This is a genomic window from Serratia sp. A07 (genome assembly GCF_058725505.1).
This window is the reverse complement of sequence record NZ_JBZXDO010000003.1, coordinates 211,752-236,065: the sequence shown is the minus strand read 5'-3', so window position 1 is coordinate 236,065 and position 24,314 is coordinate 211,752. Positions and strand designations below refer to the sequence as shown.

At 62.4% G+C, this 24,314-nt stretch carries 20 protein-coding genes; 8 read left to right on the top strand and 12 right to left on the bottom strand.

What is annotated here, in order from left to right:
• Positions 1-276 precede the first annotated feature (276 nt).
• From allS to AC4PR2_RS04825, 3 genes are all read left to right on the top strand, one after another.
• The gene (gene allS, locus AC4PR2_RS04835) at positions 277-1,191 is read left to right on the top strand and encodes an HTH-type transcriptional activator AllS (protein WP_060423483.1); all 915 of its coding nucleotides are present in this window, start codon (positions 277-279) and stop codon (positions 1,189-1,191) included.
• Positions 1,192-1,263: 72 nt separating this feature from the next.
• A complete protein-coding gene (locus AC4PR2_RS04830; protein WP_004940203.1) occupies positions 1,264-2,169 on the top strand; it encodes an SPFH domain-containing protein in 906 nt (301 codons plus the stop codon).
• Between the two features lie 2 nt (positions 2,170-2,171).
• Entirely contained in the window at positions 2,172-2,633 is a 462-nt protein-coding gene (locus AC4PR2_RS04825; protein ID WP_025301808.1) for an NfeD family protein, read from the top strand.
• Here the strand turns inward: AC4PR2_RS04825 and cueR are convergent.
• Positions 2,630-3,031 carry a Cu(I)-responsive transcriptional regulator gene (cueR, locus tag AC4PR2_RS04820; protein ID WP_100396200.1) on the bottom strand — a complete coding sequence of 134 codons (402 nt, stop codon included), beginning with the start codon at positions 3,029-3,031 and terminating at the stop codon, positions 2,630-2,632. The two genes, AC4PR2_RS04825 and cueR, sit on opposite strands and share 4 nt — an antisense overlap.
• Positions 3,032-3,139: 108 nt before the next feature.
• Here cueR and copA point away from each other — a divergent pair, with 108 nt between their 5' ends.
• The 3 genes from copA to ybaK all read left to right on the top strand — a co-directional run bounded on the left by copA (position 3,140) and on the right by ybaK (position 7,499).
• A complete protein-coding gene (copA, locus tag AC4PR2_RS04815) occupies positions 3,140-5,851 on the top strand; it encodes a copper-exporting P-type ATPase CopA (RefSeq protein WP_330113337.1) in 2,712 nt (903 codons plus the stop codon).
• A 133-nt stretch (positions 5,852-5,984) separates the two neighbouring features.
• On the top strand, positions 5,985-6,791 hold the full coding sequence (locus AC4PR2_RS04810; protein WP_060440554.1) for a TraB/GumN family protein: 807 nt from the start codon (positions 5,985-5,987) through the stop codon (positions 6,789-6,791).
• Between the two features lie 228 nt (positions 6,792-7,019).
• Positions 7,020-7,499 carry a Cys-tRNA(Pro)/Cys-tRNA(Cys) deacylase YbaK gene (gene ybaK / locus AC4PR2_RS04805; protein WP_049272291.1) on the top strand — a complete coding sequence of 160 codons (480 nt, stop codon included), beginning with the start codon at positions 7,020-7,022 and terminating at the stop codon, positions 7,497-7,499.
• 10 nt (positions 7,500-7,509) lie between these two features.
• Here the strand turns inward: ybaK and dacB are convergent, their stop codons facing one another.
• Both dacB and ushA read right to left on the bottom strand, forming a co-directional pair.
• Positions 7,510-8,976, bottom strand: a complete 1,467-nt coding sequence (dacB, locus tag AC4PR2_RS04800) for a D-alanyl-D-alanine carboxypeptidase/D-alanyl-D-alanine endopeptidase (protein ID WP_330113336.1) — start codon at positions 8,974-8,976, stop codon at positions 7,510-7,512.
• A gap of 149 nt (positions 8,977-9,125) precedes the next feature.
• Positions 9,126-10,778: a bifunctional UDP-sugar hydrolase/5'-nucleotidase UshA gene (ushA, locus tag AC4PR2_RS04795; RefSeq protein ID WP_060423465.1), complete on the bottom strand. Its 1,653-nt coding sequence runs from the start codon at positions 10,776-10,778 to the stop codon at positions 9,126-9,128.
• Positions 10,779-10,956: 178 nt separating this feature from the next.
• Here ushA and AC4PR2_RS04790 point away from each other — a divergent pair, with 178 nt between their 5' ends.
• Together AC4PR2_RS04790 and ybaL are read left to right on the top strand one after the other, a co-directional pair.
• On the top strand, positions 10,957-12,177 hold the full coding sequence (locus tag AC4PR2_RS04790) for an MFS transporter (protein ID WP_492174924.1): 1,221 nt from the start codon (positions 10,957-10,959) through the stop codon (positions 12,175-12,177).
• Between the two features lie 245 nt (positions 12,178-12,422).
• Positions 12,423-14,114, top strand: a complete 1,692-nt coding sequence (gene ybaL / locus AC4PR2_RS04785) for a YbaL family putative K(+) efflux transporter (RefSeq protein WP_004940247.1) — start codon at positions 12,423-12,425, stop codon at positions 14,112-14,114.
• Between the two features lie 58 nt (positions 14,115-14,172).
• On the opposite strand, the gene AC4PR2_RS04780 is transcribed toward ybaL, so the two are convergent.
• The 9 genes from AC4PR2_RS04780 to AC4PR2_RS04740 form a co-directional block, all read right to left on the bottom strand.
• Positions 14,173-15,477 carry an inosine/guanosine kinase gene (locus AC4PR2_RS04780; RefSeq protein ID WP_049199930.1) on the bottom strand — a complete coding sequence of 435 codons (1,305 nt, stop codon included), beginning with the start codon at positions 15,475-15,477 and terminating at the stop codon, positions 14,173-14,175.
• Between the two features lie 90 nt (positions 15,478-15,567).
• A complete protein-coding gene (gene hemH, locus AC4PR2_RS04775; RefSeq protein ID WP_004940253.1) occupies positions 15,568-16,530 on the bottom strand; it encodes a ferrochelatase in 963 nt (320 codons plus the stop codon).
• Positions 16,531-16,649: 119 nt separating this feature from the next.
• A complete protein-coding gene (locus AC4PR2_RS04770; RefSeq protein ID WP_492174923.1) occupies positions 16,650-17,813 on the bottom strand; it encodes a glycerate kinase in 1,164 nt (387 codons plus the stop codon).
• 9 nt (positions 17,814-17,822) lie between these two features.
• Positions 17,823-19,088 carry a GntP family permease gene (locus AC4PR2_RS04765; protein WP_089185576.1) on the bottom strand — a complete coding sequence of 422 codons (1,266 nt, stop codon included), beginning with the start codon at positions 19,086-19,088 and terminating at the stop codon, positions 17,823-17,825.
• A 119-nt stretch (positions 19,089-19,207) separates the two neighbouring features.
• On the bottom strand, positions 19,208-20,341 hold the full coding sequence (locus AC4PR2_RS04760; RefSeq protein ID WP_492174922.1) for a sugar diacid recognition domain-containing protein: 1,134 nt from the start codon (positions 20,339-20,341) through the stop codon (positions 19,208-19,210).
• A gap of 166 nt (positions 20,342-20,507) precedes the next feature.
• Positions 20,508-21,152, bottom strand: a complete 645-nt coding sequence (gene adk / locus AC4PR2_RS04755) for an adenylate kinase (RefSeq protein WP_004940261.1) — start codon at positions 21,150-21,152, stop codon at positions 20,508-20,510.
• A 202-nt stretch (positions 21,153-21,354) separates the two neighbouring features.
• Positions 21,355-23,220: a molecular chaperone HtpG gene (htpG, locus tag AC4PR2_RS04750; protein ID WP_049199924.1), complete on the bottom strand. Its 1,866-nt coding sequence runs from the start codon at positions 23,218-23,220 to the stop codon at positions 21,355-21,357.
• A gap of 144 nt (positions 23,221-23,364) precedes the next feature.
• Complete coding sequence (gene recR, locus AC4PR2_RS04745) at positions 23,365-23,970, bottom strand: recombination mediator RecR (protein WP_025301791.1); 606 nt, start codon at positions 23,968-23,970, stop codon at positions 23,365-23,367.
• Positions 23,970-24,299, bottom strand: coding sequence for a YbaB/EbfC family nucleoid-associated protein (locus AC4PR2_RS04740; protein WP_025301790.1), 330 nt, complete (start codon positions 24,297-24,299; stop codon positions 23,970-23,972). The genes recR and AC4PR2_RS04740 overlap by 1 nt, the downstream gene beginning before the upstream one ends.
• Positions 24,300-24,314: the final 15 nt, after the last annotated feature.

The following is a 24,314-nucleotide window of genomic DNA, read 5'->3' as shown; positions in this document are numbered from 1 at the left end:
GTGGTGAATTTGACAGCATTTTTTTGGAAAATTTTTCCACAACAAGATCACCCGCACACTTTACGATCGAAGAGCCATATTAGTTGCTTTAAATCAATGAATTAAAAAACCGCCCAATTCATCATCGGGCAAAATGGGGCGGCGCGCGTTCATCGCTATCGGGTGATTCTGTGACCGGGATCGTGGGGTTGGGCTTTACCGCTGCCTATCGCGCCGCAACATCAGTAGATTCTTCTCACCGATAACCGAAAAGGCGGTGTCAGCCAAGGACCCCTCATGCTGGATCACGAAACCATTCGTTCGTTTATCAAAGTTGCCGAGTGCCAAAGTTTCTCCCGCGCGGCGGAGCTGCTGCACAAAACCACCGCCACCATCAGCTACCGCATCAAAACGCTGGAAGAGAGCATCGGCACGCAGCTATTTATCCGCACCACCCGCACCGTCAACCTGACGCCGGCCGGAGAGTATTTGCTGGAGCGCTGCCGCCAGTGGCACACCTGGCTGGACGCCATGCCGGGCGAACTGCGGCAAATCAACGACGGCGTAGAGCACCAGGTGAATATCGTTGTCAACAACCTGCTGTATGACGCCGCCGCCGTGGCCGGGCTGTTGGCCCACCTGCACGCCAAATACCCGTTCACCCAATTTCACATTTCCCGCCAGGTGTACATGGGCGTGTGGGACGCGCTGCTGAATGAGGATTGCCATCTGGCGATCGGGGCGGCGGGCAATGAATCGCTGGAAAACAGCATCAAGGTGCTGCCCCTGGGCAAGATCGATTGGGTGTTCGCCATCGCGCCGACGCACCCGCTGGCCGCCGCCGCCGATCCGCTGAACGAAACGCAGCTGCGCCCTTACGCGGCGATCAACGTCGAAGATACCGCGCGCCATTTGGCCAAGCGCACGGCCTGGCTGCTGTCGGGCCAACAGGAGATCAAGGTACCGGACCTGCGCACCAAGCTGGAGTGCCACCTGCGCGGTCTCGGGATCGGTTTCCTTCCGCGCCAGCTGTGCCAAACTTACCTTGATAGCGGCGAGTTGGTGGCTAAGCAACTCAAATATCCACGCCAGCCCTCTCCCCTGTCGCTGGCCTGGTCCGATGCTCGCGGCGGTGAGGCGGTGCGTACCCTGATCGGCCTGTTCCAGACGCGGGATCCGCTGATCGCGGGTTTGGTCAGCGCCCTGGATTAAGTCGCGGTAACGGTAGGCATTTTTCCGGCGCTGACGTAATATCTGTTTACATATGTCTGACAGGAGGTTTGCATGCTTACTTTTATTCCCATCGTGATCGTCGTCGCACTGATTGTGGTGTTCGCCGGCGTCAAAATTGTGCCGCAGGGGTTCCAATGGACGGTAGAACGCTTCGGCCGCTACACCAAAACGCTGATGCCGGGCCTGAACCTGGTGGTGCCGTTCATGGACCGCATTGGCCGCAAAATCAACATGATGGAGCAGGTGCTGGACATTCCCTCGCAGGAGGTGATTTCCCGCGATAACGCCAACGTCGCCATCGACGCGGTGTGCTTTATCCAGGTGGTCGATCCGGCGCGCGCCGCCTACGAGGTCAGCAACCTCGAACAGGCGATCGTCAACCTGACCATGACCAACTTCCGTACCGTGCTCGGCTCGATGGAGCTGGACGAAATGCTGTCGCAACGAGACAGCATCAACAGCCGCCTGCTGCACATCGTCGATGAAGCGACCAATCCGTGGGGGGTGAAAATCACCCGTATCGAGATCCGCGACGTGCGGCCACCGGCGGAACTGATCGCCTCGATGAACGCCCAGATGAAGGCCGAACGTACCAAGCGCGCCGACATCCTCGAGGCGGAAGGGGTGCGCCAGGCGGCCATTCTGCGCGCCGAGGGGGAGAAACAATCGCAGATCCTGAAGGCCGAGGGCGAACGCCAGTCGGCGTTCCTGCAGGCGGAAGCGCGTGAACGCGCCGCCGAGGCCGAGGCGCGCGCCACCCAGCTGGTGTCCGACGCCATCGCCAGCGGTAACATTCAGGCGGTGAACTACTTCGTGGCGCAGAAATACACCGACGCGCTGCAGAAGATCGGTTCCTCCAACAACAGCAAAGTGGTGATGATGCCGCTGGACGCCAGCAGCCTGCTCGGCTCGATCGGCGGCATTACCGAACTGCTGAAAGAAAGCAAAGGCAAATAATCATGCTCGAACTGATCGCGGCGAATCCGCTGTGGTTTTGGCTCTCCCTCGGGGGCGTGTTGCTGGCGGCGGAAATGCTCGGCGCCGGCGGCTACCTGCTGTGGAGCGGCGTGGCGGCGCTGTTGGTCGGCGCTCTGATCTGGCTGCTGCCGCCGCTCTCCTGGGCGTGGCAGGGCATGATCTTCGCCGTCCTGACCGTCGTCGTCGCCTACCTGTGGTGGTACTGGCTGCGCCGGCGCCCGGCGGCCGCATCCGGCGGTTCGCCGGTGCTCAACCAGCGCAACCGCCAGCTGATCGGCACCCGCGCTACGCTGACGGAGCCGATGCACAACGGTATGGGGCGCATCAATATCGGCGACAGCAGCTGGCGCGCGCAGGCGGCAGAAGATCTGCCCGCCGGCACCGAAGTAGAAGTGGTGGCGGTGGAAGGCGTCACGCTGGTGATCCGCGCCATCAGCCGTTAATTCGAACGACAACACCCCGCCAGGTTGTTGATGATGGGGCACTCCGCCCCCTCGTCGCCCGGGCATTGGTCGGCCAGCGCCAGCAGGCGCTGGCGCATGTCGCCCAGTTCGCTGATGTGCCTTTCGATCTCCGCCACCTTCTGCAGCGTGCGCGCCTTCACGTCCGCGCTGTGGCGAGCCGGATCGTTGAACAGCGCCACCAGCTCGCGGCACTCGTCCAGGTTGAAGCCCACCTGCCGCGCCTGGCGCAGCAGCGTCAGCTCTTCAACGTGCCTGGCGGAATAGTGGCGATAACCGTTATCGCTGCGGATCGGGGCGGTAATCAGCGCTTTCTCTTCGTAAAAACGAATCGTCTTGCTGGTTAGCCCGGTTTTTTTCGCGACGTCGCTAATATTCATTTTCCCTCCTTGACCTTACCCTTGCTGGAAGGTTTAAGCTCCATTCTTAGTGAAAACAGGTCAGGCGGTCAACCTTTAAACACCGCCCTTTAAGCAAGGAGTTCAATCATGTCACACACCACTATGCTGGCATTGCAGGGGCTGTCCTGCATGAACTGCGCGCAGCGGGTGAAAAAAGCCCTGGAAAGCCGCAGCGATGTCGAACAGGCGGACGTTAACGTGCATTACGCCAAAGTGACCGGCGACGCGCCGGACAGCGCGCTGATCGACAGCGTGATCGCCGCCGGCTATCAGGCCGAAGTCGCGCCGCACGCCGATACCGAACTGCAGCTGAGCGGCCTGAGCTGCATGCACTGCGTCGGCACCACCCGCAAGGCGCTGGAAGCGGTGCCGGGCGTGTTCGCCGCCGATGTCGCTATCGACGGCGCGAAAGTATACGGCGATGCCGATCCGCAGGCGCTGATCGCCGCGGTGGAAGATGCCGGCTATCACGCCAGCGTAGCGGGCGCCGTCGCCCCAAAAACTGAGCCGTTGACTGACGCAACACCTTCGTTGCCGGACGTTCAGCCAGCGGCGCAATCTCCCCTTCCGGCAACCGACGGCGCGGACGACAGCGTACAGCTGCTGCTCAGCGGCATGACCTGCGCCAGCTGCGTCAATAAAGTGCAGCAGGCGCTGCAAAGCGTTCCCGGCGTAGAGCATGCGCGCGTCAACCTGGCGGAACGCAGCGCTCTGGTGACCGGCGCCGCCGATGCGCAGGCGCTGGTGGCGGCGGTGGAAAAAGCCGGCTACGGCGCCGAAATGATTCAGGATGAAACCGAACGCCGCGAGCGCCAGCAGCAGACCGCACGCGCCAACATGAAGCGCTTTAGCTGGCAGGCGGCGCTGGGTCTGGCGTTGGGTATCCCACTGATGGCCTGGGGGCTGTTCGGCGGCAGCATGACGCTGACGCCGGAGACCCAGCGACCCTGGCTGCTGGTCGGCGTCATCACCCTGGCAGTGATGGTGTTCGCCGGTGGGCACTTCTACCGCAACGCCTGGCGCGCGCTGATGAACGGCAGCGCCACCATGGACACCCTGGTGGCGCTCGGCACCGGCGCTGCCTGGCTTTACTCGATCGCCGTCAACATTTGGCCCGATTTCTTCCCGATGGAGGCGCGCCACCTCTATTACGAGGCCAGCGCGATGATCATCGGTTTGATCAACCTCGGCCATGCGCTGGAGCAGCGCGCCCGTCAGCGTTCTTCGCAGGCGCTGGAGCGGTTGCTGGATCTGACGCCGCCTACCGCGCGGTTGGTAACCGACGACGGCGAGCGCGATATTCCGCTGGTGGAGGTGCAGCTCGGCATGACGCTGCGGCTGACCACCGGCGATCGCGTGCCGGTCGACGGTGAAATCGTGCAGGGTGAAGTCTGGCTCGATGAAGCGATGCTGACCGGCGAAGCGGTGCCGCAGCAGAAAGGTGCCGGCGATACGGTGCATGCCGGGACGGTGGTCGACGACGGCAGCGTGCTGTTCCGCGCCGCCGCCATCGGCAGCCAAACCACGCTGGCGCGCATCATCAAACTGGTGCGTCAGGCGCAGAGCAGTAAACCGGCGATCGGCCAACTGGCCGACCGCGTCTCGGCGGTGTTCGTGCCGGCGGTGGTGGCGATCGCCCTGTTCAGCGCGGCGATGTGGTACTTCTTCGGCCCGCAGCCGCAGCTGGTCTACACGCTGGTGATCGCCACCACGGTGCTGATCATCGCCTGCCCGTGCGCATTGGGATTGGCGACGCCGATGTCGATCATCTCCGGCGTCGGCCGCGCGGCGGAGTTCGGCGTGCTGGTACGCGACGCCGACGCCCTGCAGCAGGCCAGCCAGCTGGACACCCTGGTGTTCGACAAAACCGGCACCCTGACCGAAGGGAAACCGCAGGTGGTGGAGATCCTGACCTTCAATCAGGTCAGCGAGCAGCAGGCGATCGGCTGGGCCGCCGCGCTGGAGCAAGGTTCCAACCACCCGCTGGCGCGCGCCATCATGGAACGCGCCGCCGGGCAAACGCTGCCGCAGGTCGCGCAGTTCCGCACCCTGCGCGGCGCCGGCGTCAGCGGGGAGATCGACGGCATGCCGGTGCTGCTGGGCAACGCCGCGATGCTGGAGCAGCATCAGGTTGCGACCGCCGAACTGGAAGCGCCGATGCGCGCCCAGGCCGAACGCGGCGTGACGCCGGTGCTGCTGGCCGTTAACGGTAAACCGGCCGCACTGTTCGCCATTCGCGATCCGCTGCGCGAGGACAGCGTCGCGGCGCTGCAGCGCCTGCACCAGCAGGGCTATCAGCTGGTGATGCTGACCGGCGACAACCCGGTGACCGCCAACGCCATCGCCAAAGAGGCCGGCATCGATCGGGTGATTGCCGGGGTGCTGCCGGACGGCAAAGCGGCGGCGATCAAGCAGTTGCAGGCGCAAGGCCAGCGCGTGGCGATGGTCGGCGACGGCATCAACGACGCCCCGGCGCTGGCGCAGGCCGACGTGGGCATCGCGATGGGCGGCGGCAGCGACATCGCCATCGAGACCGCCGCCATCACCCTGATGCGCCACAGCCTGCACGGCGTGGCGGATGCGGTAGCGCTGTCGAAGGCCACGCTGCGCAACATGAAGCAGAACCTGTTCGGCGCCTTTATCTACAATACGCTGGGTATCCCGATCGCCGCCGGCGTGCTCTATCCGCTGACCGGCACGCTGCTCAGCCCGGTAGTGGCGGGCGCGGCGATGGCGCTGTCGTCGATTACCGTAGTCAGCAACGCCAACCGGCTGCTGCGTTTTAAACCCAGGAAGTGATCGCCGGGGCGCCGTCATGGCGCCCCGCTGTTTTCCGGGCTTTCCTGCGCGGCGGATAGCGTTTAGCATGAATGACGATTTTCCCTCGCCTTTCATGCTGAAACGCGCACCCGTTATTCAGGAGCCACGCCGTATGGGTCAACTGTTACGCCGCCTCGCCGCCTTTCTCGGCCTGATCTCGCCCAAACGTTACGCTTATCCGGCGTTGGACATCACTCTGCCGGGCGATCGTCGGCTGCATCTGGTGGGCAGCATCCATATGGGCACCGTCGATATGTCGCCGTTGCCGCCCCGGCTGGCCGCCCGGCTGCAACAGGCCGACGCGCTGATCGTCGAAGCCGATATCACCGATTCCGCCTCACCTTTCGACCACGCCGAGCTGCAGCCGGCGCTGGAACAGCGCCTGTCCGCCGAAGAATATCAACGGCTGCTGGCGCTGTGCCATGAGCTTGGCGCCGATCCAGACGCCTTCGCCACCCTGCCCGGCTGGCAGGTCGCGCTGATGATGCAGGCGCGCCAGGCTCAGCGTCTGGGGCTGCGGGCAGAGTACGGCGTGGACTATCAGCTGCTGCAGGCCGCCCGGGCGCAGGACAAACCGGTGATCGAGCTGGAAGGGGCGCAGCAGCAGCTGGCGATGCTGGAACAGCTGCCGGAAGGCGGCATTGCGCTGCTGCGCGATACGCTGGAGCACTGGCACACCAACGCGCGGCTGCTGCAAACCATGGTGAGCTGGTGGCTGGACGCCAAACCGCGCGGCACGCTGGACACCCTGCCCGCCACCTTCAGCGCCGGGCTGTACGACGTGCTGATGCATCAGCGCAATCGCGACTGGCGGCGTCAGTTGGAGGCGCTGCCGGCCGGGGACTATGTGGTGGCGGTTGGCGCATTGCACCTGTACGGCGAGGATAACCTGCCGGCGATGCTGCAGCCGCAGGGCTAAAAAAGAGGCCAATATCGCTATTGGCCAGTCAAAGAGGAATTTCTTGTATTCTAGTTATACGCATAGCAACCGTGTTAACGGTTACAGTAAACAGGGTAGCAACCCGGTGAATATCTTGGCAACCCGCTTTATGTAACAGCCGCTCAGGTTGCCGGGCAGGTCGGATTTTTGTATTTTTAAAGCTGGCTATCACCCTTCCCCCGCAGGGGACATTCTGGACAACACATCATGACGCCCGCAGTCGTTCTGCTCGAAAAACAAAAGGTCACCTTTACCCTTCATCCGTATCACCACGACAGCGACGAAACTAATTTCGGCGACGAAGCGGTGAGAAAGCTGGGGCTGGATGCCGATCGGGTTTACAAAACCTTGCTGGTGGCGCTGAACGGCGACGCCAAACACCTGGCGGTGGCGGTCACGCCGGTCGCCACCCAGCTGGATCTGAAAAAGGTCGCCCGCGCCCTCGGCGCCAAAAAGGCCGAGATGGCCGATCCGCAGCTGGCGCAGCGCGTCACCGGGTATCTGGTGGGCGGCATCAGCCCGCTGGGACAGAAAAAACGGCTGCCGACGGTGATCGACAGCCCGGCGCAAGCGTTCGCCACCATCTACGTTTCCGGCGGCAAACGCGGGCTGGACATCGAGCTGGCCGCCGCCGATCTGTGCCGCCTGCTGGCCGGCAGCTTCGCCGACATCGCCAAGCGCGACTGACGCCGCGCGCTCAGCGGCACACTACCGTGGCGTCACAGGCCGCCAGCGTCTCGACCAGGCGGTCCTCCAGCGCCTTCACCTCCGCGCCGGGCACCAGATAGTTGTTGCTGATGATGGCGAACGCCAGCGGCCGTCCGGTCGCCGAGTCGACATAGCCGCTGAGCGACGAGACCCCGGTCATGGAACCGCTCTTGGCGTGGGCGCGGCCCGCCGCCGCCGTCTTCACCATGCGGCTCTGCAGCGTACCGCCCACCAGCAACCCCGGCTGGCCCGCGATGGGCAAGGCGTTATACCAGGCGGCAAACCACGGCTGTTTCCTGGCTGCCAGCAGCAGCGTCGTCAGCTGCTGCGCCGTGATTTGGTTCATGCGCGACAGCCCGGAACCGTCTACCTGACGGTACGCGCCGGCCGCGATGCCCTGGCTTCGCACAAACTGGCCGATCGCCTGCAGGCCGGCGGCCCAATCCCCCTTGCCCTGCGTCTTGCGGCCCATCGCCTTGGTCAGTACCTCGCCGTAACCGTTGTTGGACACCTTCAGGAAGGTGACGGCCAGGCGAGAGAGCGGCGGCGAGGTTTTTTCGGCCAGCAACCGGGCATCGGCAGGGGTCACGCCCTCTTCCGCGTTACCGCGCAGCGTGATGCCGTGCGCGCGCAGCGCATGTTGCAATAAGGCGCCGATCACGCGGGCCGGTTGATCGACGGTGATCAATCGCGAGCGGGTCTCCGCCTGCGCGGCGATGGTGCCGCTGACCACGATTCGGTTGCTGCCCGGCTGGCGATCGAACGTCAGTGCGGTGTCGCCGCCGGTGGTGGTGCGGTTGACCAGCGTCACCGCGTCATTGGCGGGATAGAAACCCACCCGCCCTGGCGCACCGGCGCGGGCCCCCGGCTGCACGTCCACCCGCACCACGTTGATATCGCCACCGGGGGTAAAGGCGTAGTTCAGCGCCGAGATCGGCGCGCCGAAAGCGAAGGGTTCGTCGTCCCAGCTCCAGCCGGCGCCGAAGGGCGTTTGATCGAACGCGCTGGCGTCCAGGATCAGCCGCCCATGAATATGGCGAATGCCGCGCTGCGCCAGCGTGGCGGCGAAGGTGTCGAGATCGTCAGGGTGCAACGTCGGATCGCCGCTGCCCTGCAGATAGAGATCCCCCTGCAAGGTGTCGCCGCGCTGCTCGCCGGTGGTCAGCAGCCGGGTTTCAAACCGGTAATCCGCCCCCAGCACGCCGAACGCCGCCAGAGAAGTGAACATCTTCATGTTGGAAGCCGGCGCCAGGCGCTGCTGCGCGTGCGCCTGATACAGCACGGTGCCGCTGTCGGCATCACGCACCATCACGCCGCTCGACGCGCCAACCAGCGCCTTGTCTTGGCCGATGGCCGCCAGCGCCTGGCTGAGCGTTTGCTCATGGCGTTGGCCGGATGACGAACACCCCGCCAGCGCCAGGATGGCGGGCAGCAGCCAGCCTGCGGTTTTCAACATGTCATCTCCCTGCTTGCGTTATCAAAACCAAATTGTTGCTCAGGCTATCATTGGAAGGCGGCGGCGGCGACTTTTGCGTGCGTTTGAAGGAGGATTTCGGCGGGAAAACAGGCGGCCTGCCCATGGGGAGCAGGCCGCTGCGGTGGCGATTAGCGATAAACGATCTCGCCCTTCGGTTCATAAGCCGCCGCATCCAGCGGCGAGTGTTTCTCGATGTACTGCTTGAGCACCTCGGCATCGATAAAACCGGTGTTGACGTAGCTCGGCAGCCCGTCCAGCTTCGGATAGCCGTCGCCGCCCAGCGCGTTGAAGTTCAGCGTCGCCATGCGGTAGGTTTTATCCGCCTGCAGCGGCTGGCCGTTGATCTTCACCTCGCTGACGCCCTTGCCGTCCGCCACCAGGCTGACGTTGGCGAACTGGGCGTAGGCGCCGGAATCCGGCTTCATGTTGGCCACTACCGCCAGGTACTGCTCAACCTCGCGGCCTTTCATATCGACATGCACCAAGGTGTTGCCGAACGGCTGTACCTTGAGCACGTTTTTGTAGGTGATATCGCCGCTTTCAATGGAATCACGCACCCCACCGCCGCTCATCACCGCGAAGTCGGCATCGGCGCGCTCCCTCTGCGCGGCCAACATCACCCGCGCCAGGTTGGTTTGCACGAAGCGCACCTTGCTGCGATCGCCCTCCAGCTTGCCGTTAACGCTGCCGATCTTCACGCTCAGCTGCTCCTTGCCCTTCTCCTGGAACGGCGTCAGCAGCTTCATCATGGTCGGATCTTCCGCGATCTGCTGGGTGTAATACACGCGCTCGCTGGTGCCGTCCGTCTTCTCCACCTTCTTCTTCAGGTTCACCGGGATCAGCTGATAATGCACCAGCTTCAGCTCACCGTTGCGGAATTCGAAGTCGGCGCGGCCCACGTATTTGCCCCACTCATGCGCCTGCACGATCCAGGTGCCGTTCTGGCGATCCGGCGAGCACGGCGTGCCCGGCACATAATCCACCTGCTTACGGTTGTCGCCGGCCATGCACACCGGATCCTGCGAGTGGCCGCCGACGATCATGTCGAGATACCCGGCCGGCAGGCTGCGCGCCATCTCCACGTCGCCCGGCGCGTTGGAGCCGTGTTCGCCGTTGTCATAGTGCCCCATGTGGGTAGCGGCGATGATCACGTCCGGCTTCTCGTCCTTGCGCAATTGCTCCACCACCCGCTTCGCCTCCGGCGCCGGCACGCGGAATTCAATGTCGGTAAAGTACTCTGGGTTGCCCATTTTCGCGGTGTCGTCGGTCGTCAGGCCGATCACCGCGATCTTGATGCCCTGCTTGTCGAACAAGGCGTAAGGCTTGAACAGCCGCTGGCCGGTACTTTTCTGATAGATGTTGGCGGACAGCAGCGGGAAGGTCGCCCATTTTTCCTGCTGGCGCAGTACGCTCAGCGGGTTGTCGAATTCGTGATTGCCGATCGCCATCGCGTCGTACCCCACCAGGTTCATGCCGCGGAAGTCCGGCTCGGCGTCCTGCAGATCCGATTCCGGCACGCCGGTGTTGATATCGCCGCCCGACAGCAGCAACAGGCTGCCGCCCTGCGCCGCCACTTCCTGACGAATGCCGTCCACCAGCGTTTTCTGCGCGCCCAGGCCGTATTCGCCGTGATCGTTCTGCCAGAAGTGACCGTGATGATCGTTGGTGTGCAGAATGGTGATGGCGTAGGTCTTATCCTTTTCCCAGGCACTGGCGGCCCCCGACAGCAACGTCAGGGAAACGGCCAACGCGCATGCGGTGGTTTTCAGCGAAAAACGCATGGCGGATCTCCGTGTATTAAATGGCTTTTATGATGAGGGCGAAATTGTAGCGCGAATTAATGACAGCTGATTTCAAATTTTTGCGATGTGAGTCTGATTATTTCAGATATGGTAAAAATTGCGCGCCCTGCCTAAGATGTCATCTCTGTGCTCAACAACTTATCAGGCTAATAATAATATGACCGACAGTAGCCAAAGCGCGATGCCGCCCGCCAAGGGCAGCGCGGTGAAGGGAACCGCCTTCTCCATCCTTGGCGCCATCAGCGTGTCTCACCTGCTCAACGATATGATCCAGTCGCTGATCCTGGCGATTTACCCGATCCTGCAAGCCGATTTTCACCTCAGCTTCGTACAGATCGGCATGATTACCCTGACCTATCAGCTTACGGCCTCGCTGCTGCAACCGCTGATTGGCTATTACACCGATAAACACCCGCAGCCTTACTCGCTGCCGATCGGCATGGGCTTTACCCTGTCCGGCCTGCTGCTGCTGTCGGTGGCGAACACCTTCCCGCTGGTGCTGCTGGCGGCGGCGCTGGTGGGCACCGGCTCATCGGTGTTCCACCCGGAATCCTCGCGCGTGGCGCGCATGGCCTCCGGCGGCCGGCACGGCCTGGCGCAGTCGCTGTTCCAGGTCGGCGGCAACTTCGGCAGCTCGCTCGGCCCGCTGCTGGCGGCGCTGATCATCGCGCCTTACGGCAAGGGCAACGTCGCCTGGTTCTCGCTGGCGGCGCTGCTGGCGATCGTGGTGTTGCTACAGGTCAGCAAGTGGTATCAACATCAGCACCGGGCAACTAAAGGGCAGCCGAAAAGCCCGTCGCTGCTGAAACCGCTGCCAAAACGTACCGTTGCCTACTCGCTGGGCATCCTGCTGGTGCTGATTTTCTCCAAATACTTCTATCTGGCCAGCATCAGCAGCTATTACACCTTTTATCTGATACATAAGTTCGGCGTTTCGGTGCAGAATGCACAGATTCACCTGTTCGCCTTCCTGTTCGCAGTGGCGGCTGGAACCATTATCGGCGGGCCTCTCGGCGACAAGATAGGGCGTAAATATGGTATTTGGGGCTCCATTCTCGGCGCTGCACCGTTTACCCTTGTTTTACCCTATGCATCCCTGTATTGGACCGGCATTTTGACGGTGATCATCGGGGTTATTCTCGCCTCGGCGTTCTCCGCCATCCTGGTCTATGCGCAGGAGCTGATCCCCGGTAAAGTCGGCATGGTTTCCGGCTTATTCTTCGGTTTTGCTTTCGGTATGGGTGGGTTAGGTGCGGCAGTTCTTGGTTATGTCGCCGATTTGACCAGTATCGAGCTGGTCTACCAAATCTGTGCTTTCCTGCCGCTGATCGGCATTATCACGGCGCTACTGCCCAATATGGAGCATAAAGCGCAATAACCCCGCTGAATGCCCGGATGACATTATTTATTCATCCGGGTTATCCCACGGATAAACCAATGTTATTTGGCTTATCTGACACAAAATCTCCTCATTGCCGCGCCTTAAGTGAAATCCTCTGCTTTTTTACAAAAAAGGCCAAATTAGCCAAGCAAGCCGCGAACAAATGCAATAAACTAAATGTATCTTTTCGTAACTTTGTTGCGTTTCTCCCGTGCCGCGATGCATAGCCAGAAGGAGTATGGATGCATAATTCAACACCGCTCATCACCACCATCGTCGGAGGGTTAGTACTCGCCTTCCTCCTCGGCATGCTGGCGAACCGCCTGCGCATCTCCCCTCTGGTGGGGTATCTGGCCGCAGGGGTGCTCGCCGGCCCGTTCACCCCCGGTTTCGTCGCCGATACCTCACTGGCGCCGGAACTGGCGGAAATCGGCGTTATCCTGTTGATGTTCGGTGTTGGCCTGCACTTCTCTTTGAAAGACCTCCTCGCAGTAAAATCTATCGCCATTCCCGGCGCCGTGGCGCAGATAGCCGTCGCTACCCTGCTCGGTATGGGGCTGTCCAAGCTGCTCGGCTGGGATCTGATCTCCGGTCTGGTGTTCGGCCTCTGCCTCTCCACCGCCAGCACCGTGGTGCTGCTGCGTGCCCTGGAGGAACGGCAGCTGATCGACAGCCAGCGCGGGCAAATCGCCATCGGCTGGCTGATCGTCGAAGATTTGGCGATGGTGCTGACGCTGGTCTTGCTGCCCGCCTTCGGCAATATGCTGGGCAACGACAACGCCAGCAGCAGCCAGCTGCTGATGGAGCTGGCGCTGACCATCGGTAAGGTCATCGCCTTCATCGCGTTGATGATCGTGGTCGGCCGCCGCCTGGTGCCGTGGATCCTGTCGAAAACCGCCAGCACCGGCTCGCGCGAGCTGTTCACCCTGGCGGTGTTGGCGCTGGCGCTCGGCATCGCCTACGGCGCGGTGAAGCTGTTCGACGTCTCCTTCGCGCTGGGCGCCTTCTTCGCCGGCATGGTGCTGAACGAGTCCGAACTGAGCCACCGTGCGGCGCACGACACCCTGCCGCTGCGCGACGCGTTCGCGGTGCTGTTCTTCGTCTCGGTCGGCATGCTGTTCGATCCGATGATCGTGATTAACGAACCGCTGGCGGTGCTGGCGACGCTGGCAATCATCGTGTTCGGCAAATCTGCCGCCGCGTTCCTGCTGGTGAAAATGTTCGGTCATTCCAAGCGCACCGCGCTGACCATTTCCGCCAGCCTGGCGCAGATCGGCGAGTTCGCCTTTATTCTGGCGGGCCTCGGCATCGCGCTCGGCATGATGTCGGAACACGGGCGCAATCTGGTGCTGGCCGGCGCCATTCTGTCCATCATGCTCAACCCGCTGCTGTTCACCCTGCTGGAGCGCTATCTGGCCAAAACCGAAACCATCGAAGAGCAAATTCTCGAAGAGGCGGTGGAAGAAGAGAAGCAGATCCCGGTGGACATGTGCAACCACGCGCTGGTGGTCGGCTATGGCCGTGTCGGCAGCCTGCTGGGCGGCAAACTGGCCGAGGCGGGCATTCCGCTGGTGGTGATCGAGAACTCCCGCCCACGGGTGGAAGCGCTGCGCGAACAGGGCATCAAGACGGTGCTGGGCAACGCCGCCAATCCGGAAGTGATGGATCTGGCGCGGCTCGACTGCGCGCGCTGGCTGCTGCTGACCATACCCAACGGCTATGAGGCCGGCGAGATCGTCGCCTCGGCGCGCGCCAAGCGGCCGAACATCGAGATCATCGCCCGCGCCCACTACGACGACGAAGTGGCCTACATCACCGATCGCGGCGCTAATCAGGTGGTGATGGGCGAACGGGAGATCGCCAACAGCATGCTGAACATCCTGCAGCTGGACACCCTGAGCGAAGAAGAAAAAATGGGCGGCTGTCCGATCTGAAGCGCCACGGCGCACAAAAAAAGGTCCGGCATTGCCGGACCTTTTCTTTTTCAGCGGGTTAACGCTCCCAGTAGGACTCTTCCAGGCTGTCTTCCCGCTCCGGCAGGCCACGGGTGAGGCGCGGCGAATGCTGGTTCAACACCTGGTAGCTGACGCGGTTGGCGTATTTGCACACCTGCGCCAGGGAGGAATAAGTCAGGTAGCTGCGCACGTGCTTGCTGGAATTCGGCACGTTATGGCGGTGATAGCCGTTGGCGGCAATATCGTGCAGCAACGCCGACAGCGCGCCGTCGCCGGCGCCGTTGGTGTTCATGATCCTCTCCGGCCCGCCCATATACGGCGCGATGTGCGAATAAACGCGCAGCGGATTTTCACAGTGTTCACGGCGCATGGCGCGGCTGAATTCGTAGCGGTTGAACTCGGCGATATGCCCCGGCAGCAGCGGGTGCTGGGTCTGGCGCTTGTTGGCCTCTTCGGTGTAGCCCGCCATATACAGGCCGTTCGGCCCGGCGGTGCACAGCACCAGATCCACCCACTCCAGCGCCATGTCCGAGGCGGTCAACGGATCGCTCAGCCCGGTCAGCTCCAGCGCTTCGTCTTCGTTCATCGCCAGAATCGTCACGTTTTCCTTAAGGAAGTCGCGCCACCACTGCGGGTTGTCGGCGATCACGTACTTGGTGCCCAGCGTCAATACCACCGGCACGTCGTGTTTTTTGGCGTATTCGATCGCCTGCAGGGTGGCGGCCTTCATCGGCTCCCCTTCCTTGCAGCGCACCAGATAAGAGCTCAGCACCAGCGCCGACGCGCCGGCGATCACCTCTTCAGGAATGCTTTCCGGGCGCAGCTGGTTCATCTGGCCCGGGTTGATGGCGAAGGTGCGCTCGCCGCTTTCGCCAATCAGCGTGAAACAGCGGCCGATGGCGCCATCAACGCCCTGCAGATAGTTAAGATCGGTACGGCTGGAGGTATTGCACAGGTAACGGTAGGCATAGCTGCCGATTTTCACGTTGCTGCACATCACGCCGAGCAGCACCGAGCGATCGTCCGCCAGCACTGAATAGTTGTGCATGGTATTGCCGATGGTGCCGCCGGCGAACTGATGGGTAACCAGGTTGTTGTCATTCAGTTCCTGATACAGCGCCTCGGCGACGTCGTCTTCGATCACCAGAGAGTGGCCCAGGCTCAGGCCGTAGCGCTGGACAAAAGCGTCGTCCACTTTCGCCTCGATATCCACCAGCGTCTGATCGATGCCGACGATATACGAGGTGCTGATTTCACTTTCGGGCTGGGCCTGCTGCAGAAGCGGATCGCGGGCGCTCACCGGGAAATAGTGTTTGGACTTGCGTTTACCAGGAAATTTCATGTGATTGGCGGTGGTGACGGTTTAACAAGCGGAGAATGTTAACACATCCCCGCCCGATCACGATGCATCTAATATACAGATTATGGATGATTACAGGCGCTGCGCCACCAGCTGCTGCATCATATCGATATGCGCCGGCTCGTCGTTCAACGCCGAGATATATTCAAACTTCTCGCCGCCGGCCTTGAGGAAGATCTCGCGGTTCTGTTCTTTGATCTCTTCCAGCGTTTCCAGGCAGTCCGCCGAGAAACCGGGGCAAATCAGCTGAATGTGCTTCACGCCCTGCGCCGGCAGCCCCTTCAGGGTCTCATCGGTGTACGGCGTCAGCCACGGCTCGCGGCCGAAGCGCGATTGGTACGTCATCATCACGCGTTCCGGCGCCAGCGGCAGCGTGGCGCTCAGCGCACGCAGGGTGTCCTCGCAGCGCTGCGGGTAGTCGTCGCCCAGGCGCGCATAACGTTTGGGAATACCGTGGAACGACAGCACCAGCCGATCCGGCTGGCCGTGCTCGGCGAACGAGCGCTCCACGCTTTGCTGCAGCGCGGCGATGTAGGCCGGGTGTTCGGCGTAATCGCGGATGAAGGCCACAGAAGGCAAACGGCGATAGCCTTTCAGCACCCGCGCCACGCCATCCCATACCGCCGCGCTGGTGGAACAGGAATATTGCGGATAGAGCGGCAGCACCACCAGGTTGGTCACGCCCTGCGCCAGCAGCTTGTCGATGGCTTCCGCCAGGCTCGGCGAGCCGTAGCTCATGCCCAGCTCCACCGGCGTATTCGGCATGCGCGCCGCCAGCGCCCGCTGTTGGCGGCGGCTGTACACCAGCAGCGGCGAGCCCTCTTCCATCCACACCGACTGATACAGCTTCGCCACGCGCGGCGAACGGATCGGCAAGATCGCGCCGTTGAGGATCGGCCACCAGATCAGCGGCGCCGTATCGACCACGCGATCGTCACTGAGGAATTCCTTCAGATAGCGTTTGACCGCCGACGAGGTCGGCGCATCTGGTGTGCCCAGGTTCACCAGCAATACGCCGTGTTTCTCTTGCTTCATCTCAGTTCCCCTCATTTCCTTTCCGGCCGGCATTCCGTTCTGGGTCGGGATGTCAGCAGCCATTAATGCCGGCTATTGTAACGGAAAAGTCCTGCGTCGAAACCGATAACAGCAACAGGCTATGCCTGTGGGCCTTCCCTTTGCGCCAGTTGCCACACCGCCGCCACGTTGCGCGCCGTCACCTGCAGATTGCGATCGGCGTCCGCCAGCGCTTCTTCCAGCGTCACGATGCGGTCGAGCACCGAAAACGCCGCGTCGATGCCGTGTTGATGCACCACCTGGTAATCCGGCGTCAGGCTGCCGGCGATGGCGATCACCGGCACCCCGTGGCGCTTGGCCACCCGCGCCACGCCGATCGGCGTTTTGCCGTGGATCGACTGGCTGTCCAGCCGCCCTTCGCCGGTGATCACCAAATCGGCATCGCGCACCGCCTCATCCAGACGCAGGGTTTCGGTGATGATCTCGATGCCCGGCCGCAAGCGCGCGCTGAGCATGCCGAGCAGCGCCGCCCCCATGCCGCCCGCCGCTCCCGCGCCCGGCTGGGTGAGCACGGCGCGGCCGGTTTCTCGTTCCAGCAGTTCGCCATAGTGATGCAGTGCCGCATCGAGCTGCGCCACCATCTCCGGCGTCGCCCCCTTCTGCGGCCCAAACACCGCCGAGGCGCCCTTTTCGCCGCACAGCGGGTTATCGACGTCGCAGGCGGCGGTTACGCTCACCCGTTGCCAACGCGCATCCAGCCCGGCGAGATCGAGGTGCGCCAGCTGCGCCAGGGCCGCCCCGCCCACCGGCAGCGGCCGGCGATCCTTATCCAGCAACTTCACGCCCAGTGCCTGCATCATCCCGGCGCCGCCGTCGTTGGTGGCGCTACCGCCGATGCCGAGAATGATCGCCTTCACGCCGCGCTCCAGCGCCGCCAGCATCAGTTCGCCGGTGCCGTAACTGGTGGTGATGCGCGGATCGCGCCGGCCGGGCGGCGCCAGATGCAGCCCGGAGGCGGCGGCCATTTCAATCACTGCGGTTTCGCCGTCGCCCAGCAGGCCATAGAACCCCTGCACCGGCTCCCCCAGCGGCCCAGTGACCGTCACCTGGACGATTTCGCCGCCGGTGGCCGCCACCATCGACTCCACCGTGCCTTCGCCGCCGTCCGCCATCGGCAGCTTCACGTAGTGCACCTGCGGATAAATTTGGCGGAATCCCCGCTCGATGGCGTCGGCAACGCCGAGCGCGCTCAGGCTCTCTTTAAAAGAATCCGGGGCAATAACCACTTTTTTCAGCGTTTTCATCACTGTTCCTTATCCCGCCAGGTTAAATACGCCAAACATCAGCGCCGAGATTGCCGCGATGGTGAATCCCACCAGCGTTTCATACGGCAACAGCTTCAGCCGCTCGTGCACCGCCATATTGACGCTGCCGCCGGTGGCGTGGAAGAAGCTGCCGTGCGGCAGGTGATCCAGCACCGTGGCGCCCGCATGGATCATCGCCGCGCCGGCCAGCCCGCTCACACCCAGTTCGAGCAGCGTAGAGCTGAACACCCCGGAAGCCACGGCGGTGCCGGCGGTGGTCGATGCGGTCGCCATCGACATCAGCGCGCCGGACAGCGGCGCCAGCAGCCAGGCCGGCAGCCCGGTATGCGTTAAGCCGTTAATCAAGACATCCTTCAGCGCCGAGTTGGCGATAATACCCGCCAGCGTGCCGGTGCCAAGCAGCATGATCGCCACCGGTGCCATGCGCGACAGGCCGGAGACCATAAAATGATTGCACTGGCGGATACGCCCCATCAGCAGCGCGCCCGCCAACCCGCCGGCCGGCAGCGCGATCAGCGGATCGACGGCGATACCGGCGAGCGGCCGCAGCGACAGCAGCAGGATCGCCACCAGCGGCGCGCTGATCGCCGCAGCGAAGCCCGGCCGCGCCCCTTCGGCATGCTGAGTCAGCTCTTCGGCCATCACTTTGCTGCCTTTATCGCTCAGGCGACGCGCCAGCAGATAGGCCACCACCAGGCCACACAGCCCCGGCACGATGCCGGCCATCATCACCGAAGTGAGCGGCACGTGGAAGTTGTCCGCCGCCGCAATGGTGTTCGGGTTGGGCGACATCACGTTGCCGGCCTTGCCACCGCCGATCATCGCCAGCAGGATCGCCGCGCGCGAAATGCCGGCCTTCTGGGCGATCGACAGCGCGATCGGTGCGACGGTGATCACCGCCACGTCGATAAATACCCCCACCGCCGTCAGGATCAGTGTAGCCACCGCCAGCGCCAGCAGCGCGCGGGTTTCACCCACCTTGCGCACGATGGTTTCGGCGATGGTGTGCGCCGCGCCGGATTCGATCAGCACTCCGGCCAGCACCCCCGCCGCCAGAATGCGCATCACGGCGTTGGTGATGCCCTGCGCCCCGCCGATCATCAGCGTTACGGTCTGCACCAGGTCGGCGCCGCCACACAGCCCGCCCGCCAGCGCGCCGGCGATCATGCCGTAAGCCGGTGGCACCTTGCGTAGAATCAGGACGATGGCGACGGCTAACGCCACCAGCGCCCCCAGCGTGGATACGGTTGTCATTGTTGTTTTCTCCGTGGTTGATGTGCAGGCCAACATATCCCGCGCGCCCGGCGTTGCCCTGAGGGGAAACAACAAAAAATCGCCGGGTGAACAGCGTGGAATTTGTGGGTTGGCACAACTCAGTCGTGCATCAGCATGCCGATATACAACCGCAGAGCGTCGGTTAATTGATTGATTTTCATGCCGGTTATCGCTTCGATGCGCTGCAGGCGATAGCGCAGGGTATTGACGTGGATATGCAGCTGCGCGGCGGTCTGCGTCTGATCACAATTCTGCGAAAAATAGTGGCGCAGCGTGCCGCGCAGCACGCCTTTTTCGTCCTGTTCGCCCAGCGTCCGCCAGGGGCGCCCCAGCTCCTGCGCGCGCCAGTCCTCCCCCAGATCGCACAACAGCGACGGCAGCGGGTAGTCGTGGTAGAACAGCGTGGCGTGACGCAGTTTCAGGCGCTGCGCCATCGCCTGGGTGGCGCGCGCCGTCAGGCTGGAACGGTAGGCGCTCTGCGGATCGTCATAAAAACCGCCGACGATCAAGCGCACCCGAAAGCGGTGTTTGAGTTGGTTTTGCAAACGCTGCGCCTGCTGGCGTTCCAGCTTCAGGCTCCATTCACCCTGCGCCATGCAGGCCGGGTGCAGCAGGGTCATTTCATTGAAGCCGGTAATGGCGATCAACGCATCGCGCTGGGTGGCCTCCAGCTCCGCCAGCAGCTCGCGCAGCAGGTGCGGCTGCGCCTCTTGCAGCTCGACGATCCACACGATGCGCGCCTGGCGCAGATCCAATCCCAGATACGCCGCCATCGCTTGCAGCGACGCGGTGTTCGGCTGCGGCTGCAGCAGCTGGTTCGCCAGCTCCTCCCGGTAGCGTTTTTCCCACTGGTGCTGATCCAGCAGCGCCGCCTGCTCCACCATCAACTCCGCCGCCATCTTCACCAGCTCGGCGTAGGCGCGCACCTCGGCCGGTTCGCCGGAGATGCCGATCACCCCCACCCGCTGGTTGCGAAAGCTGAACGGCAGGTTGATGCCGGGCCGCACACCCTTCAGATGCTCGGCGGTGGCGCGGTCGATTTCCACCACCCGATTCTCGGCCAGCGCCAGCACCGCGCCTTCATGGCGCTGGAACAGGCGCTGCGGGTTGCCGGAGGCGATGATCACACCGTTGCTGTCCATCACGTTGACGGAATGGCTGATGATGCCCATCGCCCGCTGGACGATCTGGCGCGCGGTGGCTTCCGCCAGAAGATTGGTTTGTCTGAGCATGCCCGGCTCCCTGCTGAGGGTGAAAACGCAGGCTTGTTATACGCCATTTGGCGCGGGCGATTAATGGGCACGGCCGCAACAAGCCGCCGCGATCACAATTTAGCGGGAAAACGGCAAAAAAAAACGCCGGGCCACAGGCCCGGCGTCATGCACAATCCGCTTGCGATCAACCGAGGATGGTCGCCAGCTCTGCGCTCACTTCGGCGACCTTGCGGGTGCCGTCGATTTTGCGGTATTGGGTGTTACCCGCTGCCGCTTCTTTGCTGTAGTAAGAGATCAGCGGCGCGGTCATCTGATGGTATTCCACCAGGCGCTTGCGCACGGTCTCTTCCTGATCGTCCTTGCGCGTGGTCAGCTCTTCGCCGGTCACGTCGTCTTTGCCTTCCACCTGCGGCGGATTGAACTTCACGTGGTATACGCGGCCGGACGGCGCGTGCACGCGGCGGCCAACGATGCGGTCAACGATCAGCTCGTCCGGCACGTCGAACTCCAGCACGAAGTCCACGTTGATGCCGGCTTCTTTCATCGCGTCAGCCTGCGGAATGGTGCGTGGGAAACCGTCCAGCAGGAAGCCCTTGCGGCAATCTTCCTGAGCGATGCGCTCTTTGACCAGCGCGATCACCAGCTCATCGGTCACCAGCTTGCCGGCGTCCATGATCTCTTTCGCCTGCTTGCCCAGTTCACTGCCGGCCTTCACGGCTGCGCGCAACATATCACCGGTGGAGATTTGCGGAATGCCGTATTTCTCCATGATGAATTGAGCCTGAGTACCTTTACCAGCGCCCGGAGCGCCCAGCAGAATGATACGCATTGCGTAAATCCCCTTGCTATGTAGTTTTTATAAAATTGCGAAAACGCTCAACGATACCATTTCAGGGGGGGCAGGCTCAAGGCGCGCGAAGGAAATCGATTGCGGAATGTGCAAAAAAACGGGCAAGCAAAAGGCGAGAAAAAGCGGGGAAAAATCGGCAATGCGCCCCTAACGGTGCCGTTAAGGGCGCATATCTTCAGCTTTAGGCGGACAGCAACTTATTCATGCGACGGATGAACAGGTTCGGATCCTCCAGCGTGCCGCGTTCAGCCAGCAGCGCCTGATCCAATAACAGGTCGATCCATTCGGCAAAATGTTCGTTATCGCCCACGTCGGATGCTCGTTTGACCAACGCATGCTCCGGATTAAGCTCGAAAATGTACTTCACCTCCGGCGCCTGCTGGCCGGCGGCGGCGAACAGCTTGGCCATCTGGGTGCTCATTTCGTCGGCGTCGGTTACCACGATCGCCGGCGTATCGGTCAGGCGGTGCGTCAGGCGCACATCCTTCACGCGCTCGCCCAGCAGGGTTTTCACGCGTTCGATGAAGGGTTCCAGCTGCTTCTCGGCGGCCTTCTGCTCTTCGGTTTCATCCGCCAATTTATCCAGCGTTTCATCCGCTTTGCTGACCGACTGGAACGGCTTGCCGTCGAACTCGGTAAGGTAGCTCATCATCCACTCGTCGATGCGATCGGACAGCAGCAACACTTCGATGCCTTTCTTGCGGAACAGCTCCAGGTGTGGGCTGCTCTTGGCGGCGGCGTAGCTGTCGGCGGTGATGTAGTAAATCTTCTCCTGCCCTTCCGCCATGCGGCCGACGTACTCTTCCAGCGACACGGTCTGCGCCGAGCTGTCGCCGTGGGTGGAGGCAAAGCGCAGCAGCTTGGCGATCGCTTCCTGGTTGCCGTTGTCTTCCGCCGGGCCCTCTTTCAGCACCAGACCGAACTGCTGCCAGAATTTCTGGTAGCCTTCGGCGTCGTCTTTGGCCAGCTTATCCAGCATCTGCAGCACGCGCTTGGTCAGCGCGCCGCGCAGGTTTTGCGTCACGCGGCTGTCTTGCAGGATCTCGCGCGACACGTTCAGCGGCAGATCGTTGGAATCGATCAGGCCACGCACGAAGCGCAGGTAGTTCGGCATGAACTGCTCGGCGTCGTCCATGATGAACACGCGCTGCACGTACAGCTTCAGGCCGTGCTTGTGATCGCGGTTCCACATGTCCCACGGCGCCTGCGCCGGGATATACAGCAGGCTGGTGTACTCCTGCTTGCCTTCCACCCGGTTGTGGCTCCAGCTCAGCGGATCGGTGAAGTCGTGGGCGATGTGCTTGTAGAACTCTTTGTACTCTTCATCGGTCACGTCAGCCTTGCTGCGGGTCCACAGGGCCTGCGCCTTGTTGATCTTCTCCCAGGTGACGGTATCGTCTTCTTCGTTTTTGCTTTCGATCTCTACCGGCAAGGCGATGTGATCGGAATATTTGCCGATCACCGAGCGCAGGCGCCAGGCGTCGAGGTACTCATCTTCGCCTTCGCGCAGATGCAGGGTGATTTCGGTGCCGCGGGTCTCTTTGGTGATATCGGCGATGGTGTAGTCGCCTTCGCCGGCGGACTCCCAGAACACGCCTTCGTCATCGGCGGCGCCGGCGGCGCGGGTGCGCACGGTCACTTTGTCCGCCACGATGAACGCCGAGTAGAAACCGACGCCGAACTGGCCGATCAGCTGGCTGTCTTTCGCCTGGTCGGAACCAATGGATTCCAGGAACGCTTTGGTGCCGGACTTGGCGATGGTGCCGAGGTTTTCGATCACTTCTTCGCGGCGCATGCCGATGCCGTTGTCGGCGATGGTCAGGGTGCGCTGCTCTTTATCGAAGGACAAGCGTACGCGCAGCTCGCCGTCGCCGGCGTACAGCTCTGGCGCGGACAGGGCGCGGAAGCGCAGCTTGTCGGCGGCGTCAGAGGCGTTGGAAATCAGCTCGCGCAGGAAAATTTCTTTGTTGGAGTACAGCGAATGGATCATCAAATGAAGCAGCTGTTTTACTTCAGACTGGAACCCGCGGGTTTCTTGACCTTTCATACTCATTGATTACCTCAAAAGACAATGGCTACCAAAATCGAACAATGAGGATCAGATGAGGGTCAGGGTCTTGTTTTTCAAGCGGACGGCGGGAGATTTTTGGCAAAAAAAAGACGGGGCCGTATGGCCCCGTCCGGGAAAACATCAGAACTTGATGGCGTGACGCCCGGCCAGCGAATGCGACAGCGTGGTGCCGTCGACCATTTCCAGCTCACCGCCCACCGGCACGCCATGGGCGATACGGCTGGCGAGCACGCCATACTGGCCGCACATCTCAGCGATGTAGTTGGCGGTCGCTTCCCCTTCCACCGTCGGGTTGGTGGCGAGGATCACTTCGGTGATGCTTTCCTTTTCCAGCCGTTGCTCCAGGCGATCCAGACCGATATCGCCCGGCCCTATGCCGTCCAGCGGCGACAGATGACCCATCAGCACAAAGTAGCGCCCGGCGAACTGGCCGGTCTGCTCGATGGCGTGGATATCCGCCGGGCTTTCCACCACGCAAATCTGGCCGTTTTGCTGACGGCGCGGATTGGCGCAGATGGTGCAGATGTCCTGCTCGGTGAAGGTGCGGCAATCGGCGCAGTGGCCGATCTCCGACATCGCGCGCGTCAACGCCTGCGCCAGGCGCATGCCGCCGCTGCGATCGCGCTGCAGCAGCTGAAACGCCATGCGCTGCGCCGATTTCGGGCCGACGCCCGGCAGGCAGCGCAGCGCCTCCATCAGGGATTCAAGGAGCGGGCTGGTTTGCATCAGAACGGCATCTTGAAGCCAGGCGGCAACTGCATGCCGCTGGAGACGGAAGCCATTTTCTCTTTCTGGGTCTCTTCGATGCGGCGCGCGGCGTCGTTAAACGCGGCGGCGATCAGATCTTCCAGCATGTCTTTGTCGTCTTCCATCAGGCTAGGATCGATCTCCACGCGGCGGCAGTTGTGCGCGCCGTTGATGGTGACTTTCACCAGGCCCGCGCCAGACTCGCCGGTCACTTCCAATTTGGCGACTTCTTCCTGCATCTGCTGCATTTTTTCTTGCATTTGCTGGGCTTGCTTCATCAGGTTGCCCAGACCGCCTTTACCAAACATAGTCGTCTCTCGTCG